We start from the raw sequence: 19,390 nt of genomic DNA on the forward strand, positions 1-19,390 counted from the left end.
TACTATATAAAGACTAAATGCGTCATAGTTAGTGCTATTAATATAGTTTGTTTAAATTTTGTATTATTCACTATTAATTCACTTATTTCTATAATAAATTATATCTAGAAATCACTATATCAGAGATGTTTTTTAAAAGTTAATATATTTCAAATAATAAATATAAAAATTAGTATTTTTATAGATTAAAAATGTCAATAATCTAAATAGTAAAAATCTCTGTGAGGTGAGATAGTGGATATATATTATTTGCTAAAAAAGTTAGTAAACCTTGGCGCATCAGATTTGTACATATCAGTAGGTGCAAGGCCAACAGTAAGAATAGGAGAGAAATTTAGATATATTGAGGATGTAAAAATAACAACAGAACTATCTAAAAAAATGCTTATTGAAATTTCTTCGGAGAGTACATACCAGAAAGTGATGAAAATAGGGGAAGTGGATTTCTCTATAGAAATAGGTGAATACCAAAGGTTCAGGGTTAATTCATACAAACAGATGGGAAATATAGCTATTTCATTCAGGATAATCCCAAATAAAATACCCACCTTAGATGAATTGTATCTTCCACAGATATTAAAAGCTTTTATTCAAAAGCGCTCAGGGCTAATTTTGATAACGGGTTCCACTGGTAGTGGAAAGAGTACAACACTGGCGAGTTCAGTGGATTTAATAAATAGAATTCAAGAAAAGAACATTATAACCGTAGAAGATCCAATTGAATATGTACATAAACATAATAAAAGCATAGTAAATCAAAGGGAAATTGGAAATGATACTTCGAGTTTTAATTCTGGACTTGTATCTGCCTTGAGACAAAGTCCAGACGTAATACTAATAGGTGAAATACGTGACAGGGAGAGCATGTCTATAACACTTAGGGCAGCTGAGACAGGGCATCTTGTATTTTCAACACTTCACACTATGGGAGCTGCAGAGTCAGTAGATAGGATTGTAGACATGTTTAGCCCTTCAGAACACTATCAAATCAGGGCACAGTTGTCCTCAGTATGTGAGGGAATAGTATCTCAGCAGTTGGTTCCAAGAGAAAATAAACAAAATGATTATACCAAAAAGATTTATTCGCCTATGGTGGTTGCTACGGAGGTAATGGTTACGACTCCAGCTATAAAAAATCTAATAAGGGAGGGTAAAACACATCAGATATCGAATTTAATTCAGACGGGATCAAAGTATGGAATGAATACTATGGACCAAAGTCTTGTAAAATTATTTTTGGAAGGGGTAATATCTGAGGAGAATTTACTGTTAAGATGTGTAAATAGAGAGTTTGTATTAAAATTTTTGTAAATAGGGGTGGTGGAATTTACATATATTATATAATTCTAATTTTATTACTTATATACATCTCCAAAGTTGACTTATTTGATCTAATTATACCAGATTCGATTTTACTTTCTGGGGCTATTATATCTCTTGCATTTAATACAACTGGAAACGGAGTTGGATTTTTAAAAAGTATTTCAGGATGTATAACAATGGTAGTATTTACATACATAATTGCGTTGATAATGAAAAAAATATTTAATGAAGAATGTATTGGCTTTGGCGATGTAAAATTGTTTGGAATGATCGGTTTATTTTTGGGATTTAACATTACCTTTATAATTTTTATTGCGAGTTTTTACTTAGCTAGCTTTATAGGAACTTCGTATGTACTTTACAGTAAATTCAAATTTGGGGAGTACAATAAACTTATACCTTTCGCGCCTGTGATTTCATTGGCTACGTTATTTGTATTACTGATTAAATAGAATTTAAGTGCTCTAAAGTTTGGATATTACAAGATCAATATTGTTTTATTTTATAGTACGAATTTTATTAAAGTATTGATTAATTGAGGATTTACAGTGATCCTGCTATTACAAAATTATATATGATAAAAATAATATCTATTTTCATATTGTGTTTAATATTATCGTTTCTGGCCAACAAGATAATCTATTTTTTATGCGATGAAATAAAAAAAGACTTTATGATAACGTTGATAGTAAATATATGTATGTTAGCGCTCAATTTTGCAGTATATGTAAAGTATGGAAGAACCATCGATACAATTAGGTATATACTGCTTATTCCGTTTATATTAATCATCTCCATTATAGACATTTACAGTAGAAATGTATATGACTTGACTGTAGTTAGTGGTATAATGGTTCAAGGAATTATTTTTGTAATTTCTTATAAATTTGGTTGTATAGAATGGAGTCATTTATTTGATTTAATAATAGGAGTGGCTATTTCATATATTTTGGCTGTAACGACAAAATCTCTTGGTTACGGAGATGTTGGTCTTTACGGCTTATGTTGCTTTGCGATCGGGGATGGATATGCTCTTTATTTGATAGGACTGTCATTTTTGGCAGCATTTTTCTACTACATAGTAATTTTTATAATAAAGGGAGATTTGCTAAAAAGAGTGATACCATTTACACCATTTATATCGCTTTCAGCAGTAATTATAATAATGACAGAAAGTAGATTGCTAGAGATGTACTTTAGCTTTCTACACAAAATAACATAAGGAGGTATCAGATGTTTGTAATAGTAGGATTGGGAAATCCAGGTAAACAATATGAACATACAAGACATAATGTCGGGTTCGATGTTATTGATATATTGGCTAAAGAATATGGAGCCAGCGTTACAAAGATGAAGCACAAGGCTTTAATAGGCGAGTGTAGAGTGGGAAGTGAAAAAGTCCTGCTTGTTAAACCTCAAACTTATATGAATTTAAGTGGAGAGACTTTAATAGATATATATCAATACTACAAAGTAGAGTTAGAGGATATAATTGTAGTTTACGATGATATAGATTTAGATGTTGGAAAGATTAGAATTAGGAAAAAGGGTAGTGCTGGAAGCCATAACGGTATGAAATCGATAATTAAATGCTTGGGATCAGGGGATTTTCCTAGAATTAGAGTTGGGGTGTCAAAGCCAGAGCCAGGAGCAGACTTAGCAAATTTTGTGCTTTCTAAATTTAGAAAAGAAGAGCAACTAGATATCGATAACGGTCTTGAAAAGGCTTGTAAATCAGTTGATTCTATGATCAGAGAAAATATAGATTTAGCGATGAATAAATACAATATATAGCGAGAGGGAGAGTAGCATGAATGATGTTTTTGTATATCCTTTACGAAACTCAGAGGAATATAAAGATGCACTAAATTATGTAAAAGCAGGGCAAGGATCACTACTAGTAAATGGTCTATTGCAAGTACAAAAACCTCATATTACGTATTCGTTATTTAAGGACACATCAAAACAGACCTTGTTTATAGCGAGCAGTGAATTGGAAGCAAAGAAAGTGTATGAGGACTTATGTTTTTATGCTAAAGATAAAGTGGAGATTTTAGGCTTTGAAGATATAAATTTTTATCATCTTGAGGCAAAGGACAGATCAGAAGAAGCTAAAAAATTAAAAGTATTAACTAGGTTAGCTAAAGGAGAAGAAATAATACTTGTAACTTCCATAGAAGCAATTTTAAAAAAATACACTCCAAAAGAGATGTTGATAGACAATATATTCTCTTATAAAGTGGGAGATACAATAGATTTAGAAGGTCTAACTGATAAGTTGGTCAACTTAGGTTATGAGAGAGTATCTAGAATAGAGGGATTTGGACAGTTTAGTGTGAGAGGTGGTATAGTAGATATATTTTCCTTAGAATATTCAAACCCAATTCGTATGGAATTATTCGATGATGAAATTGATTCTATACGAACTTTTGACGTTCTATCACAAAAATCAATCGATAAGATAGATAGCTTCAGTGTAACTCCTTCAAGAGAGTTTATATATCCTGAAAAGATTGATACAGCTGTTACAAGACTTAAGAAGGATACTACAGACAATACAGATGAAGATGCGTTTATGAATATAGACAACATCTCAAATAAGATATACTTTGAGGGTATTGAAAACTATATTGATTATATATACGATACAGGCGAAAAAAGTTTGTTTTCGTACCTAAATGACGATGCAGTGGTATTTCTAAGTGACATAACTAGATTTAAAGAGAAGTGTGAAAACCTTCAAAATACATTTAAAGAAAACTACAAAGTTAATTTAGAGAGAGGACTTGCAATTAAAAAACAGGCCGAACTTTTTTACAGTTATCACGATATCGAGCATCTATTAAAAAACAAGAAACTTATATTGAATACTCTTCTACCAAAGGCTGTAAGTCATTTTTCAGTAGAAAAGATAATTAATTTTGAGTGTAGAGAGATTCCTACTTTTAATGCGAAAATTGAATCTTTAGTTGAAGAATTAAACAATTTAAAGTACAACGGACATAAGATAATTTTGGCTACAAATACTTTTGATAGAGCAGAAAAATTAAGAGAAAACCTATTTGAAAGAGGAATAGAGGCAAATATATCTAATAATAGAGATGTGGAGATAAAATCGTCGCAAATAATAATTACTCAGGGAAATATAAGTCGCGGTTTTCAGTACAAGTCTATAAAATTTACTATTATAACTGACAATGAGATGATCGGAGTTCATAGAAGATCTTCGGAGTCAAAGCGTAAGAAGAAGAATAAAAAAGGTAAGACTATAGAATCGTTCTTAGATTTGAATAAGGGTGATTATGTAGTTCACGAAAACAATGGTATAGGAAGATACGCCGGTATAGAGCAGATTGTAGTCAATGCTATCAAAAAAGACTATATGAAAATCGTATACAGAGGTGGAGATAATTTATACGTTCCGATAGATCAGATGGACAAGGTTCAAAAGTATATCGGGGCAGAAGTGGAAAAGGTTAAACTTAATAAGCTTGGAGCTAGCGAGTGGGTAAAGGCAAAATCAAAGGTTAAAAAAGAAATTGAAGATATGACCAAAGAACTTGTCGAGCTCTACGCTAAACGTGAAAAAATTAAAGGCTATGGTTTCTCTAAGGATACTCCGTGGCAATCTGAGTTTGAGTCACTATTCCCATACCAAGAGACAGATGATCAACTTAAAGCAATAGAAGAAACTAAAAAAGATATGGAATCGATTAAGGTGATGGATAGGCTAATCTGCGGTGATGTTGGTTACGGAAAAACTGAGGTAGCAATAAGGGCGATTTTTAAAGCTTGTATGGATCAAAAACAAGTTGCAGTATTGGTTCCAACTACTATACTTGCACAACAGCATTACAACACTTTTAAAGAGAGATTTTCTTCGTATCCACTTAGAGTGGAAGTTTTAAGTAGATTTAAAACTCCGAAGGAACAAAAACAGATAGTTGAAGATGCCAAGAAGGGTCTTGTAGATATTTTAATAGGGACTCATAGAATTATTTCTAGTGACATAGATTTACCGAATCTAGGTCTAGTTGTAGTAGATGAAGAGCAGAGATTTGGAGTCAAACATAAAGAATCGCTTAAAAAGATTAAGTCTACTGTAGATGTTATTACGTTATCAGCAACACCTATACCGAGAACTCTCCATATGTCACTAAGTGGTATTAGAGATATGAGCGTTATTGAAGAGCCACCTCAAGAGAGACATCCTGTTATAACATATGTAACTGAGAATAAGGAAAGCATTATTCAGGATGAAATTGAAAGAGAGTTGGGAAGAGGAGGCCAAGTATTCTTTGTGTACAACAGAGTTGAACATATAGAAGAGATGGCTAGTATGATAAAAAGATTAGTTCCAGATGCAAAGGTTGCAGTTGCACATGGTCAGATGACTTCTAAAGCTCTAGAAAATATAATTCTAGGATTTCTGGATAAAGAGTTTGATGTATTAGTATGTACTACTATTATAGAAACAGGTATGGATATATCAAATGCTAATACTATGATAATATACGATGCTGACAAGATGGGGCTTGCTCAACTTTATCAGTTGAGAGGAAGAGTAGGAAGAAGTACTAGACAAGGTTATGCTTATCTTATGTACGAAAAAGATAAATCTTTAAGTGAAGTAGCAGAAAAAAGGTTAAAAGCTATAAGAGAATTTACTGAATTTGGATCAGGATTTAAAATAGCTATGAGAGACCTCGAGATTAGAGGTGCTGGTAATATTTTAGGATCTCAACAACACGGACATATGGCTGTAATAGGTTATGATCTTTATGTTAAGATGTTAAATAACGCTATTAGGAAGGTTAAAGGTGAGGATATCCAAGAAGAAGTCGATGTAGAAATAGAGTTAAATGTGAATGCCTTTATTCCGGATTCTTATATTGACGGAGAACTTACTAAGATTGAGATGTATAAAAAAATAGCAGCCATCGAATCAAAGCAAGATATGTTTGATGTGCAAGAAGAGATGGAAGATAGATTTTCGGATATACCGAATTCTGTAAATTGCCTACTCAAGATAGCTTATATAAAGACCCTATGTAAACAGCTAAAAATAGAGAAAATAAGACACATCAAAGATGAGATTATGCTTGAACCTATAACTAAGTACAAAACAAAGGAAAAAGTAGGTTATAATATAGTGAATGAGCTAGAAGAACTATTAGAGAAAATGTGTGGAGTTAAAAAACTGAAAAAATAAGAAGGAGTGTTTAAATTTGAAGAAATTAATAACATTAGCCGTGTCAATATTGATGATGATATCAGTAACTGCTTGTAGTAGCTCAAATGTAGTTGCGACAGTAGATAAAACAGAGGTATCAAAAGATGAATACCAAAAAATGTTGAATATCAGTAAAATAACTGCTGAGTCTCAATATGGAAAAGAGATATGGGACCAAGAAGTTTCTGAAGGTGTTAAATTTAAAGATCAAATGAAAGACAGTATTCTTGAACAGCTTATTGGCACTGAAGTAATCTATAATCAGGCTAAAAAAGATAATTTAGTTCCTACTGAAAAAGAGGTTAAAAAGAGTGTAGATGAAATAAAGAAAAATATTGAGTCGAATAAAGATTACAAAAAACAACTCGATGAAATTGGAATAGATGACACTTTCTTGTCTGATCAGGAGAAAAAGAGTATAGCTTTACAAAGATATCAAGAAGCGTTTTATAAAAATACTAAAGTAACAGAGAGCGATCTAAAAAAATACTACGACTCTCACAAAGAAGAGTTTAACAAAGATCAAGTTGAAGCATCTCATATCCTTATAAAGACAGTTGATGATTCAAACAAAGAATTGCCAAAAGCAAAAAAAGAAGCAGCTAAGAAAAAGGCTGAGGAAGTTCTTAAAAAAGTTAAAGATGGAGGAGATTTCGCTAAATTAGCAAAAGAGTACTCTCAAGATGGCTCGGCTGAAAGCGGTGGATCACTAGGCTTCTTTGGCAAAGGTGATATGGTTGAACCTTTTGAAAAAGCAGCATTCTCACTAAAAGAAGGAGAGATTTCTGATATAGTAGAAACTCAATACGGTTACCATATTATCAAAGTAACAAACAAGAAAAAGGATGTAACTTCCTTCGAAGATGCAAAAGATACAATGAAACAAAGCATACTTGAAGAGAAGTACTCACAAAAAATTGAGAAACTTACTAAAGCAGCAAAAATTGATAGAAACGAAAAAGTTATAAAGAAAGTTACTTTCTAGAATAAATAAAATTTATTAGAGAGAAGCCAAATATACACAAAATAGATACTTATAAACAAAAATAATAAGCTATATCAAAATTGATGTAGCTTTTTTGCATATAATTCTTTTTCTTGGTAAAAATATACTTAAAGTTTTATATGGAGGTATTATACAATATGAAAGCAACAGGAATAGTTAGACGAATAGATGATCTTGGTAGAGTAGTTGTTCCTAAAGAAATAAGAAAAACTCTAAGAATTAAAGAAGGAGATCCACTAGAGATTTTTACAGCGAGGGATGGAGAAGTTATATTGAAGAAATACTCTCCTATGGGAGAACTAAACGAGTTTGCCCAAACTTACGCTGAATCATTAGGAGAGGTATTTGGATACGGCGTGGTTATAACAGATTCAGATTCTATAATAGCTGTATCTAAAATATCAAAAAAAGATTACAAAGAAAAAAATATAAGCAGTGATTTAGAAGAGTTTATTTCTAATAGAAATACTAAGTATCTTGAAGGTAATGAAATGATTTCTCTTCATAGAGATGACCCTGGAGAGTACTCAGCACAATATATAGTTCCTATTATAAGCGATTCAGGTGATTGCATAGGCGCTATAGTGTTGCTATCTAAAGATGAGGATGCATCGCTTGTAAATGAAGAAAAAAGCCTTAAGATCGCTGCAAACTTTTTAGGGAAACAAGTTCAATAATTATAAAGGCCTCTTATATAGGAGGTCTTTTGAAGTTTTTGTGTAAAATATTGTATATGATATTAAAAATATGGTATATTAATGTTTGTTGTTATATAAACGATTTGGAGGTTCACTATGGCTAATAACAAAAATAAGGACTCTTTTTTAAAGGGCGCGCTTATACTTGGAGCGGCAGGTATACTGATAAAGATAATAGGTGCATTTTTTAGAATTCCACTTGGCAATATGATTGGATCTGAAGGTATGGGATACTATCAAACTGCCTATCCTATTTATACACTTTTTCTAACTCTGGCAACAGCAGGTTTTCCAACCGCGGTGGCTAAGTTAGTATCTGAGAAAGTTGCTGTAAATGATAATAAAGGTGCATATAGAATATTTAAAGTATCTCGTACTATACTTTTAATAACTGGTGTAGTTGTCTTCTGTATCCTATTTTTTGGATCTGAATTTATAGTTACAAATATTATGAAAAATCCAAATGCATTATATGCAATGAAGGCTATATCACCGGCGCTACTTTTTGTACCAGTTATGTCTGCGTATAGAGGATATTTCCAAGGTAGAAGTGAAATGACAAAGATAGCTTTCTCACAAATTATAGAACAGTTAATAAGAGTTGGCTTAGGTCTTTACCTTGCATATGTTTTAAATAGTTTATACGGTGTTAAATTAGGGGCTGCAGGAGCTATATCAGGTGCGACGCTTGGTTCTATAGGTTCTGTTATATTCTTAATAATTGTTTATCTAATAGGCAGAAAAGAACGTAGATTAGAAATTGAGTCTAGTCCAAACTTCAAAGTAGAGAGTTTTTCTAGAATTCTTAAAAACTTACTTGTAGTCACAATTCCGATAACAATTGGCGCTTGCGTTATGCCACTTGTAAATATGATAGATACTGTAATAGTAATAGATAGAATGATGAGTGCTGGATTTACATATAAAATGGCAAACTCTATGTTTGGTCAACTTACAGGGATGGCAATGGTTATAGTGAATTTACCTATGGTAATTACTACAGCGCTTAGTATGAGCTTGGTTCCTTCAATTTCTGCTTCATATGCTGTAGGAAATAAATTTAAGGCGAGAAATGATACAAAAAGTGCAATAAAAGTTACATTGCTTATAGTTTTACCATGTGCATTTGGCCTTGCTTCACTGGCGAATCCTATAATGCAACTACTATTCCCTAAAGAGCCTGCAAGTATTGGAGTTTTACTATTTACACTTGCACCTTGTGCAATATTTTTAGGGATTATACAGACTACAAACGGCATACTACAAGGTATGGGAAAACCGATGGTTCCAGTTGTTGCGCTTGTAACAGGTATGGTATTCAAAATAATTATAAGCTATACATTGACTGGAATTCATGATATAAATATATTAGGTTCAGCTCTTGGTACAGTTACAGCTTATTTTGTGGCTGCATTTATCAACATAATGTACATCAGGAGATCTATGAAATTAAAGCTATCTACTAGAGAGTTTATCATTAAACCTTTAATAACTGTTATGACTATGTACGTAGTAGTAAAGATAAGTTACGGTTTCTTAGTAGGAATTTTGGGAAGTAATTTAACTACAGTTGTAGCTATTTGCATAGGTGGGCTTGTATATGTTTTAGTTGTTCTTGGTATAGGAGCCATTACGAAAGAAGAAATACTTACTATGCCTAAAGGAGATAAGATATACGGATCATTAAAGAAAATTAGACTTATAAGATAAAATTGGAATTTTTTTGAAGAAATTGGATATAATATCGAAGAAAACACAAAAATGTATTATTTTAACTATCAATTTTATTCAAACAATTGCAATATGCTGATAGAGGTGATATTATGGGTAAGATAAGCATTGTAGGTCTTGGACCTGGAGATATATCTCTAATAAGTCAAGGGGCTATTAAAGCTTTAAAGTCAAACTCAAGGATTTTTTTTAGAACTGGAAAACACCCTATAATTGATGAGTTAAACTCAGAAATAGACTATACTTCACTGGATTACTTTTATGAAAGTGAAGATAGCTTTGAGAATGTATACGCTAAAATATCTGAGTTCATAGTAGATGAATCTTGCAAAGGTGATTTAGTTTATGCAGTACCAGGTCATCCAAGGGTTGCAGAGAAGACGGTTGGCATAATTGAAGATATAGCATGTAAAAATCAAATAGAAGTAGATGTAATTCCATCAATGAGCTTTGTAGATGCAATATTTAACTACTTATCAGTAGATCCATCTGTAGGATTTCAGCTTCTCGACGCCTTTGAGCTCGATGACGTATATATAGATACCAATAAAAGTATGATAATAACTCAAATTTACGACAATTTTACGGCTTCTAATGTAAAATTGAGATTAAGTGAATATTATGAGTATGATCAGGAGATATATATAGTTAAGGCAGCTGGGGTCAAAGGATTGGAGAATAAGAAAGCGGTTAAGCTATACGAACTAGATAGAAAAGACAATAGATTTGATTACCTTACAAGCTTGTATATACCTAAAAGTTCAAATAAAATGTATAATACTGTGCATGATTTGGAAATGATAGTAAAGAAACTTAGAGGGCCTAATGGCTGTGAATGGGATAAAAAGCAGACTCATGAATCTTTGAAAAAGTTTCTTATAGAAGAATCTTACGAACTTATTAATGCCATAGACAACAAAGATGACGATGAGATAGTTGAAGAACTTGGGGATGTGCTTTTACAAGTTGCCCTACATTGTCAGATAGGTAAAGAGGAAGGGTATTTTGACTTAGCGGAAGTAGTGAGTGGTATATGTAAAAAACTGATTAACAGACATCCTCACGTGTTTAATGCTGGTGATAATAGTAATTTCTCAGAAAAGACTTGGGAAGAGCTGAAAAAGGAAGAAAAAGGTGAAGAGGCCATAACAGACAGTATGGTTAGAATACCCGAGAGTCTTCCGGCTCTAATGAAGGCTACAAAAGTTCAAAAAAAAGCGGCACTTGTAGGATTTGACTGGGACAATATAGAAGATGTATTTAAAAAGATTGAGGAAGAATATCATGAATTACTTGACGAATGCAGAGTTAAGAATATAAAATACATAAAGGAAGAGTTAGGTGATTTGATATTCTCAATTGTAAATTTGGCGAGGTTTTTAGGTATAGATTCAGAGGAGGCTCTGAATAGTACAACGGCTAAATTTATATACAGATTCCAATTTATTGAACAGAAGTCAATTGAGTTAGGTAAAAAACTTGGAGACATGACATTAGAAGAGATGGACAATTATTGGAATCAGGCAAAAATACAAAAAGAAGATAAATAAAAAGGTATTTTGTCAAAAATCTAGAACTTTTATCTTTATAGCGGATGAAGGTCTATATTATAAACATAAACAATTTTTTAGGAGGTAAATATCGTGAATAAAGCTGAATTAGTATCAAAAATGGCAGAAAAGAGTGGGTTAACTAAGAAAGAGGCAGAGGTTGCATTAAACGCATTTATGAACTCTGTACAAGATGCTCTTGTAAATAACGAAAAAGTTCAATTAGTAGGATTTGGTACTTTTGAAACTAGAGAGAGAGCTGCTAGACAAGGAAGAAACCCAAGAGATCCTGAGCAAGTTATAGACATACCAGCTTCTAAAGCACCTGTTTTCAAAGCAGGAAAAGGTCTTAAAGATATAATAAACAAATAATATATATTATTTTAATTCAAAGGAAGTGTGGACGAACTCCACACTTCCTTTGAATAGTTTTAAGGAGGATACTGTATGAGATTAGACAAGTACTTAAAGGTATCTAGAATAATCAAAAGAAGAACTGTAGCAAAAGACGCATGTGAAAAAGGTATAGTTACTTTAAACGGCAAAGTTGCAAAATCATCTTCAGTTGTCGGGATTGGAGATGTTATGGAAATACAGTTTGGAGAGAAAAAATGAAGTTCGAAGTTCTTGAGATAAAAGAACACGTTCTTAAGAATGATGCAAAAGAAATGTACAAAATTTTAGAATAAAATCAAATTCACTCCAGTATATTTAATAGTAGTATTAATGAATTATGTACTGGAGGGATATTATGGAACAAAATATAACTTTGAAAGATAGATCTAGCTTAGTTATTTCAGGCGTAGAGCATATTTACTCTTTTAATGATAAAAGGGTAGAGGTTAAGACATCAGTTGGAGAGATGGTTATTGAGGGCGAAGATATGGATATGAGTAAACTCAGCATTGATGAAAATATAATCAGTATTGAAGGAACCATTAACTCAATCGTATATGCAAAACCTAGAAAACCTCAAGAGAGTTTCTTCAAGAAGGTGTTTAAGTAAATGATACCTTTTACACAAGATGTGGGAGTATTTTATGCGACTATTTACGGTGGGATAATAATTGGAGTCTTGTTTGACTTTTACAGGGCATTAAAAATCAATTTTAAGTTTATGAGTTATTTTTCAGTTTTTTTTGATATTATATTTTGGCTATTTACTACATTAGTAATATTTCTGACTATTAATCTTACTGAGTTTTTTGATTTAAGATATTATCACTTCGTCGCCTTAATAGTGGGTTTTCTTATTTATTACAACACCATAAGTAAATACATATTGTCATTTATAAGTAAAGTTATCTGCTTTACAGCAAACTTATTTAAAAAAGTGGTGTTGAGTCTAGTCGCTTTTATAAACAATTTGTATTACGTTATAATCTATTCACTGCACTTACTATTTGATATCATATTTTATATACCGAACATAATCGTAGGTGTTAAAAATGGATTAGGTAAAAAATATAAAAAACAGAAAAAGGTAAAGAATAAAAAACCTAAAAAATCTGAAAAGCTTGATAAAACCAAAAAGATAAAGAAATCTGAAAAGATGAAAAAATCTAAGACGATGGATAAATCTAAAAAGGCGAAGAAAAAAGATAAGCAACAAAAACAAAAGAAATTGAAGAAATCAAAAAAGATTTGAAGTATCAGATATGAAAATTACAATTAGTTAAAAGATTAATATCGAGGAGATGGATTAGTAGATGAACGTAAGAAAAAAATTTTCAGGTCAGTTAATTGCTATAAGTTTATTTCTTGTGGTGACTGTTTTTGGCATGATAAGCGGATTTGGATTCGAGTACACTAAATACAACGAATACAAAGCTGAAATAGCCAAATTAAACGAACAGATAGAAAATAAAGATGTAAAGATCAAAAACTTGAGATCAACTAAGTATGACAGTAATGAAAACCTCGAGAAGACTGCTAGGAAACGACTGAATATGGTTAAGCCAAATGAAACGGTGTACATAGATATAAATCGCTAGATTAAGCGAAGACTGTAATATGAAAATGTAAAAATAGCAATGTATCTATAATTTGTAGACTTTTTGTCTTCAACTTGGATACATTGCTATTTTTATATTAAAATAGTAAATAAAGGAGTGATTTTATGAAATTAGCAGCGATAGATATAGGTACGAACTCTATGAGGCTATTAGTAGGAGAGGTTGTAGATGGAGATCTAATAAATAGAAAAAAATTCGTTGATACTACTAGAATAGGTGAAGGTGTAGATAGTACTGGCTTAATATTGGAAGAAGCTATAGTAAGAAACATAGAAGCATTAGGTAAATTTAAAAAGATATGTATGGATGAAAAGTGTAAAGAAATATTTTGTATGGGTACATCTGCTCTTAGAGATAGCAAAAACAATGAAGACTTTATAAGTAGAGCGAAACAAGAAACAGGAATAGATGTTGAAATATTAAGTGGAAATGAAGAGGCTAACCTAGGATTAGTTGGTGTTATAGAGGGTCTTGAAGATAAATCAGGTGTATTAGTGGTAGATATAGGAGGAGGGTCCACTGAATTTACAGTCGGAGATAAGTCTGGGATTAAATACAATAGAAGTGAAAATGTAGGTGCGCTCAGAATGACTGAAAAATTTTTAAAAAAAGATCCTATAGATGATTTTGAATACGAAAAACTAGAAAAATTTGTGGAAGATGGAATATCTAATACTGTAGATGATATTGAAAGCATAGGTATCAAGAAGCTTGTTGGTATTGGAGGTACAATAACCTCTCTATCTGCAATTAATCAAAAACTCGAAGTTTATTCTATGGAAAAAGTGCACAATAGTAAAATATTCATAAAAGATGTTGAGCAAATTCTACAAATGCTCAAAGAATCACCACTAAGTGACAAGAAAAAACTAGCGGGATTGCAGAAAAAACGAGCAGATATTATTACAGCTGGTGTAGGAATACTAATAATAATAATGAAAAAACTAGAAATAAAGGAAATAACAGTGAGCGAGTACGATAATTTAGAGGGATTAATATGTCAAAAATCAAAAAAAATGTAATAAATTTTTTTTGATTTAAGGAACTGAATTTGACAAAAAAACTTCTTACATTTTGGTAAACTCTTGATATAAACAAATGAGGGGGTTTTAGAAATGCAAAGAAGTGCTGCGGTTCTAGAAAAAAATTATTTAAAAACTAGTAATTATAAGATTCTGGGGAAATATATTAGTTTAACAACGATATCATTTATGATAATGGGACTTTTACTTAGTAGATCGATACTCGTGGAGTCGATAGCTCCACTTGGGATAGCTTTTTTTATTTGCATGGTAAAATGGGATAGATATAAGGTTCCAGTTTTTGCGTCAACCATTTTAGGGACAATCCTTTCGGCAAATAGTACATTGTTTATTGCTAAATATTGCGTGTGCTTAACTCTAATTATGTTATTGAGCAGTAGACTCAAAAAGATTGAGGGCACCCCATTGCTTGCTCTCGTGGGTGCGGGGTGGTTTTACCCATCTCGGTTGGACAAGGGCTATTTTCTGGCAATACAACTTTTCAAATTATAATGGCTTTTACTGAAAGTATAGTATTATTTATATCAATTTACACATTTTCATATGGGGTGGATTTGATAACAAATATAAAGAATCGGCTTTCTGTGCGTCCTGAAGAGGCTATATCCATAAGTTTATTAGCAACTTTTACTATAATGGGGCTAGGAGAAGTCGCGATTTTTGGTATTTCAGTGAGGATTGTTTTATCTACTATAGTAGTGCTTATGACAGCTATTATCGGCGGAGCAACTATGGGGGCTAGTTGTGGTGTAGTTGTAGGTATTGCATTTATGATAAATAATCTAACGTCTGCAGTATATATGGGGATATATTCTTTTGCAGGGCTTATTAGTGGAGCTTTTAATAAGATAAATAGATTTTTGTGTATATTAGGATATATTCTAAGTTGGATGATAATATACACCTATAGCACAGGAATTTCTTCGAATTTAACTCAGCTCAGAGATATTTTGATTGCATGTTTAGCAGTTATACTCATACCTGAAAAAGTTTTTACAAAGGTTGAAAAACTGATTAAAAGCAATGTAGCTTCAAATGATGTAGTAAATGACTACATTATGAGGAGTAAAGATCTAACTAAAAACAGACTAAATAATATTTATAAAACATACAGCGATCTTGCTAATACTTTTGATAGAATTAGAGAGAAAGACAGAGTGCTCGATCAAAGGGATATAGCGAGTGTAATAGATATGATACATAATGATGAATGTAGAGTGTGTAGTATGAAGAGGATGTGTTGGGAGACCAGGTTTAATCATACTTACACTATGATATACAATATACTCGAAAAAATCGAAGATATAGGGGAGTTGTCAATTAACGAAATACCAGAGAATTTTAGAAAGGAGTGTATGAAACCCGAATCTATAGTAAAAATGGCAAATTACTATTATAGACTATTTGTATTAGATTACGAATGGAGTACTAAATTTTCGGAAAATAGAAGATTAATAGCAAATCAAATCAGAAGTATATCTAAGTCAATAGAATCTCTTTCTCTGGACTTAGAAAACAATATAATGCTCGATCTGGAGAAGGAAAAGAGTATTTACGATAATTTACAGAGATATGGGGTGGATGTAGAAAAAGTAAATTACATAACTAAATCGAATAATGAGTTTGAAATCGAGGTAGAAAAAGTAACATGTGCGAATGGAATGATGTGTGAAGAGAAGATAAAAAGCGCTCTTACAGATATTGTAGGAGAAGATTTATCCGCTAGAAAGGTGGGTTGTAACTCTATTGGGGATAAATGTAAGGCTACATTTGTAAAAGCACAAAAATTTAAAGCTATGACTGAAGTATCTGCGATGTCTAGAGATGGACATATTCTTTGTGGTGACAATTATACATTTATGGAAATCAATGATGGTAAGTATATGATGGCGATAAGTGATGGAATGGGAAAGGGGAAAAAAGCCTATGAAGAGTCATCAGCTACAATAGATATTTTAGAAAAAATGATAGATGCAAAGATTGAAGATGAGATAGTTATAGACACGATAAATAATATGTTGATGCTAAAATCATCGGATGAAATGTTTTCGACTTTAGATTTGGGCTTAGTTGACCTTAGACGTGGGTCTCTAGATACAATAAAAATGGGAGCTTGTTCAACTTATATTAAGAGGAGCAATGGAGACATTGACCTTATATCTTCCTCATCGCTACCTGTTGGAATACTATCAGATGTAAAATTGGATAGAAAAAATGCAAAGGTAAATGATGGAGACTTTGTAATTATGGTATCAGATGGAATAGTTGACTCTGGAAGGAATAAAGATCTTGGGGACAACTGGATGCTATATTTTTTAGACAGTGTAAAATCGACAAATCCTAAAAATATTTCCAATATGATTTTAGACAGAGCTCTAGAACTTCAGCCAAATCAAATTGAAGACGATATGACTGTTTTAGTTACAAAAATTTGCTTAAAATAATTTGCTTTAGAGATGTTGATAAAATGTGGATAAGAAAATACTGTCTTATTAAGTGTTTCACGAGTTATGCACAGAAAATGGTTGATAACTACAAAAAAATGTGGATAAGTTGTATAGATATGTTAATAAAGTATACTATTTCGGAAAAAAAATTTAGAAATAGCAAAAATTATACTGAAGAAAGCGTATTCCTTACTGTTGATAATATATAAATGCTGTGGATAATTGAATAATATTTATGTATTATATATATTTTTTGTATAAATAATATGTACTAAATATACATACATAATTGAATAATTTATTAAAAAAAAGCCATCCTAAGTATTAACTAGACAGATTGAAAGGATGGCTTATTATGAGTAAAAGTTTGTTTAAAAAAATGATACCTTTAGTTATATGTGTATTTTGTATGGCATTATTTAGTATTGAAAATAGTTTTAAGCATAATCAGAAAACTGAAAATAGAATAGAAGCTATGAAAAACAATGAAGATGAAACCAAAAATGACAATAAAAATGCTTCTGATAAAGCAGAAGATAATACTAATAGTATGAGGGTCAGTTGGAATCTAAATTCATTGTATAAAAATGATGAACACTGGAAAAAGGAACTGAATAGTTTTAAAAAGGATACTAAGGAGCTTAAAAATTACATAGGAAAAGCTGCTAAGTCCCAAACGCATTTATCGTTTGCTTTAGGTATAAAAGAAAAGCTAGATATGAGGTTTGACAAGCTCTGTGCGTATCCAAAACTAAAACAAGATATAAATAAAAATGATTATAAGTATATTGATATGAATGAAGAATTAAATAAAGTGGCGAGTGATTACTCTGGTATTTGTTCAAAATTGGAACTTGAAATATTAAAGATACCAAATAAAGACTATAAGAAAATAATATCAAATAAAAAAATAAATAAAAAGTACGGAACCTACTTGAAGGAAGTAAGAAGAAATAAATTTTATTATTTAGATGATAAGTCGGAGAGTATTTTAAACAAAGCGTCGTTTATCACTAGTCTCCCAGGAAATGTTTACGAGCTTTTTAATAATATGGATAAGAAAACGGATATGACTCCCGCTGAATATGCAACTAAAATGGAGTCAAATGATAGAGAAGTAAGGAAAAAAGCTTATCATGAAGAATTTAATTCATACAATGAAAATATAAATACCCTTTCAGGTTTATTGACGGGTCAAGTTAAGAAAAATATATTTTATGCGGATGCCAGGGGATACGATTCATCTCTAGAGATGTATTTAAAATCGGATAATATAGATGAAAAAGTATACAACAATTTAATAACAGTGGTAAATAATAATATGGAAGGTCTTCATAAATATACATCACTTAGAAAAAAAGCTTTAAAAGTTGATAAAGTGCATACTTACGATATGAATGTGCCAATGGCTAAGGGTCTAAATGAAGACATAGCATATGACAAGGCTCAAGGTATAGTTTATTCAACTTTAGCTCCTCTAGGAAAAGAGTATAGTGATATTTTATACAAGGCTTTTAATGAAAATTGGATAGATGTTTATTCTGGAAAAAATAAAGTTAGTGGTGGATACTGTCTATCGGTTTACGAAGACCACCCTTATATACTATTAAACTACAACAACTCAATAAATTCTGTCTCAACGTTAACACACGAATTGGGACATGCAGTATACGAGTATATGGCGTCACAAAACCAAAGTTACTACAATTCTGGTCCGTCTATATTTACTCATGAAGTAGCTTCGACAACCAATGAAGCATTACTTTACGAAAAGTATATTCGAAATGCTAAAAATAACGAAGAAAAGGCGTACTATATAACTCAGTACTTAGATCTTATAAAAAGTACATTATATACACAAACAATGTACGCAGAGTTTGAAAAAGAAATACACGTTATGATGGAAAAGGGAAAAAATGTAAATACTGCAGTGCTAAATGATTTATGGGGAGGTCTGCTACAAAAATACAACGGTAAAGATTATGAGTTAGACCAATTATCAAAAGTAGGTTGGGCTAGAATACCGCATTTTTACAACAGTTTCTATGTGTATAAATATGCAACTGGATGTAGCGCAGGCGTTACATTTGCACAAGATATACAAAAAAACGGTCCAGATAATTACGTTAGCTTCTTAAAAGAGGGAGGATCTGATTATCCTATAAATTTATTAAAAAAACATGGAGTTAACTTATCGAATACTAAACCAATAGAGAACACCATAAATAAATTCAATAGTTTGGTGGATGAACTAGAAAAAATAATTTAATATTAAATAGAAAATAGATTAAATTAATGTTACAATATATTAAAAGTGCAATAGGCAATTTATGTAAATAGTCTA

The 19,390-nt window shown here is 31.5% G+C and carries 17 protein-coding genes and 1 pseudogene; all 18 read left to right on the forward strand.

Annotated features, from left to right (window positions below; translation table 11 throughout):
* Positions 1 to 234: 234 nt before the first annotated feature.
* Positions 235 to 1,311, forward strand: a complete 1,077-nt coding sequence (locus T473_RS0106435) for a type IV pilus twitching motility protein PilT (protein ID WP_024621152.1) — start codon at positions 235 to 237, stop codon at positions 1,309 to 1,311.
* A 38-nt stretch (positions 1,312 to 1,349) separates the two neighbouring features.
* Entirely contained in the window at positions 1,350 to 1,775 is a 426-nt protein-coding gene (locus tag T473_RS18055; RefSeq protein ID WP_278246352.1) for a prepilin peptidase, read from the forward strand.
* Positions 1,776 to 1,996: 221 nt separating this feature from the next.
* Positions 1,997 to 2,545 (forward strand): A24 family peptidase, encoded by a 549-nt coding sequence (locus T473_RS0106445; protein ID WP_152522273.1) that lies wholly within the window; start codon positions 1,997 to 1,999, stop codon positions 2,543 to 2,545.
* Between the two features lie 11 nt (positions 2,546 to 2,556).
* The gene (gene pth, locus T473_RS0106450; RefSeq protein WP_024621155.1) at positions 2,557 to 3,117 is read left to right on the forward strand and encodes an aminoacyl-tRNA hydrolase; all 561 of its coding nucleotides are present in this window, start codon (positions 2,557 to 2,559) and stop codon (positions 3,115 to 3,117) included.
* A gap of 16 nt (positions 3,118 to 3,133) precedes the next feature.
* Positions 3,134 to 6,535 (forward strand): transcription-repair coupling factor, encoded by a 3,402-nt coding sequence (mfd, locus tag T473_RS0106455; RefSeq protein WP_024621156.1) that lies wholly within the window; start codon positions 3,134 to 3,136, stop codon positions 6,533 to 6,535.
* A gap of 16 nt (positions 6,536 to 6,551) precedes the next feature.
* Positions 6,552 to 7,541, forward strand: coding sequence for a peptidylprolyl isomerase (locus tag T473_RS0106460; RefSeq protein WP_024621157.1), 990 nt, complete (start codon positions 6,552 to 6,554; stop codon positions 7,539 to 7,541).
* A gap of 158 nt (positions 7,542 to 7,699) precedes the next feature.
* Positions 7,700 to 8,239 (forward strand): stage V sporulation T C-terminal domain-containing protein, encoded by a 540-nt coding sequence (locus T473_RS0106465; protein ID WP_024621158.1) that lies wholly within the window; start codon positions 7,700 to 7,702, stop codon positions 8,237 to 8,239.
* 117 nt (positions 8,240 to 8,356) lie between these two features.
* Positions 8,357 to 9,970, forward strand: coding sequence for a putative polysaccharide biosynthesis protein (locus T473_RS0106470; RefSeq protein WP_024621159.1), 1,614 nt, complete (start codon positions 8,357 to 8,359; stop codon positions 9,968 to 9,970).
* Between the two features lie 113 nt (positions 9,971 to 10,083).
* Positions 10,084 to 11,541 (forward strand): bifunctional methyltransferase/pyrophosphohydrolase YabN, encoded by a 1,458-nt coding sequence (gene yabN / locus T473_RS0106475; RefSeq protein ID WP_024621160.1) that lies wholly within the window; start codon positions 10,084 to 10,086, stop codon positions 11,539 to 11,541.
* A 93-nt stretch (positions 11,542 to 11,634) separates the two neighbouring features.
* Complete coding sequence (locus T473_RS0106480; RefSeq protein ID WP_024621161.1) at positions 11,635 to 11,913, forward strand: HU family DNA-binding protein; 279 nt, start codon at positions 11,635 to 11,637, stop codon at positions 11,911 to 11,913.
* A gap of 75 nt (positions 11,914 to 11,988) precedes the next feature.
* Positions 11,989 to 12,230 (forward strand): annotated as a pseudogene (locus T473_RS16400) (RNA-binding S4 domain-containing protein).
* A gap of 62 nt (positions 12,231 to 12,292) precedes the next feature.
* Positions 12,293 to 12,547: a YabP/YqfC family sporulation protein gene (locus T473_RS0106490; RefSeq protein WP_024621162.1), complete on the forward strand. Its 255-nt coding sequence runs from the start codon at positions 12,293 to 12,295 to the stop codon at positions 12,545 to 12,547.
* A complete protein-coding gene (gene yabQ, locus T473_RS0106495) occupies positions 12,548 to 13,189 on the forward strand; it encodes a spore cortex biosynthesis protein YabQ (RefSeq protein WP_024621163.1) in 642 nt (213 codons plus the stop codon). It begins immediately after the preceding gene.
* A gap of 61 nt (positions 13,190 to 13,250) precedes the next feature.
* On the forward strand, positions 13,251 to 13,535 hold the full coding sequence (locus tag T473_RS0106500) for an FtsB family cell division protein (RefSeq protein WP_024621164.1): 285 nt from the start codon (positions 13,251 to 13,253) through the stop codon (positions 13,533 to 13,535).
* Positions 13,536 to 13,660: 125 nt separating this feature from the next.
* A complete protein-coding gene (locus T473_RS0106505) occupies positions 13,661 to 14,578 on the forward strand; it encodes a Ppx/GppA phosphatase family protein (RefSeq protein ID WP_024621165.1) in 918 nt (305 codons plus the stop codon).
* A 93-nt stretch (positions 14,579 to 14,671) separates the two neighbouring features.
* Positions 14,672 to 15,091: a hypothetical protein gene (locus tag T473_RS19400; RefSeq protein WP_278246350.1), complete on the forward strand. Its 420-nt coding sequence runs from the start codon at positions 14,672 to 14,674 to the stop codon at positions 15,089 to 15,091.
* Positions 15,091 to 17,043, forward strand: coding sequence for a stage II sporulation protein E (gene spoIIE / locus T473_RS16405; RefSeq protein ID WP_278246353.1), 1,953 nt, complete (start codon positions 15,091 to 15,093; stop codon positions 17,041 to 17,043). Before T473_RS19400 ends, spoIIE begins: the two co-directional genes overlap by 1 nt.
* A gap of 553 nt (positions 17,044 to 17,596) precedes the next feature.
* A complete protein-coding gene (gene pepF, locus T473_RS0106520; RefSeq protein ID WP_416386995.1) occupies positions 17,597 to 19,315 on the forward strand; it encodes an oligoendopeptidase F in 1,719 nt (572 codons plus the stop codon).
* The last annotated feature ends 75 nt before the right edge of the window (positions 19,316 to 19,390 follow it).

The organism is Clostridioides mangenotii TR (genome assembly GCF_000498755.1).
Lineage (GTDB): Bacteria > Bacillota > Clostridia > Peptostreptococcales > Peptostreptococcaceae > Metaclostridioides > Metaclostridioides mangenotii_A.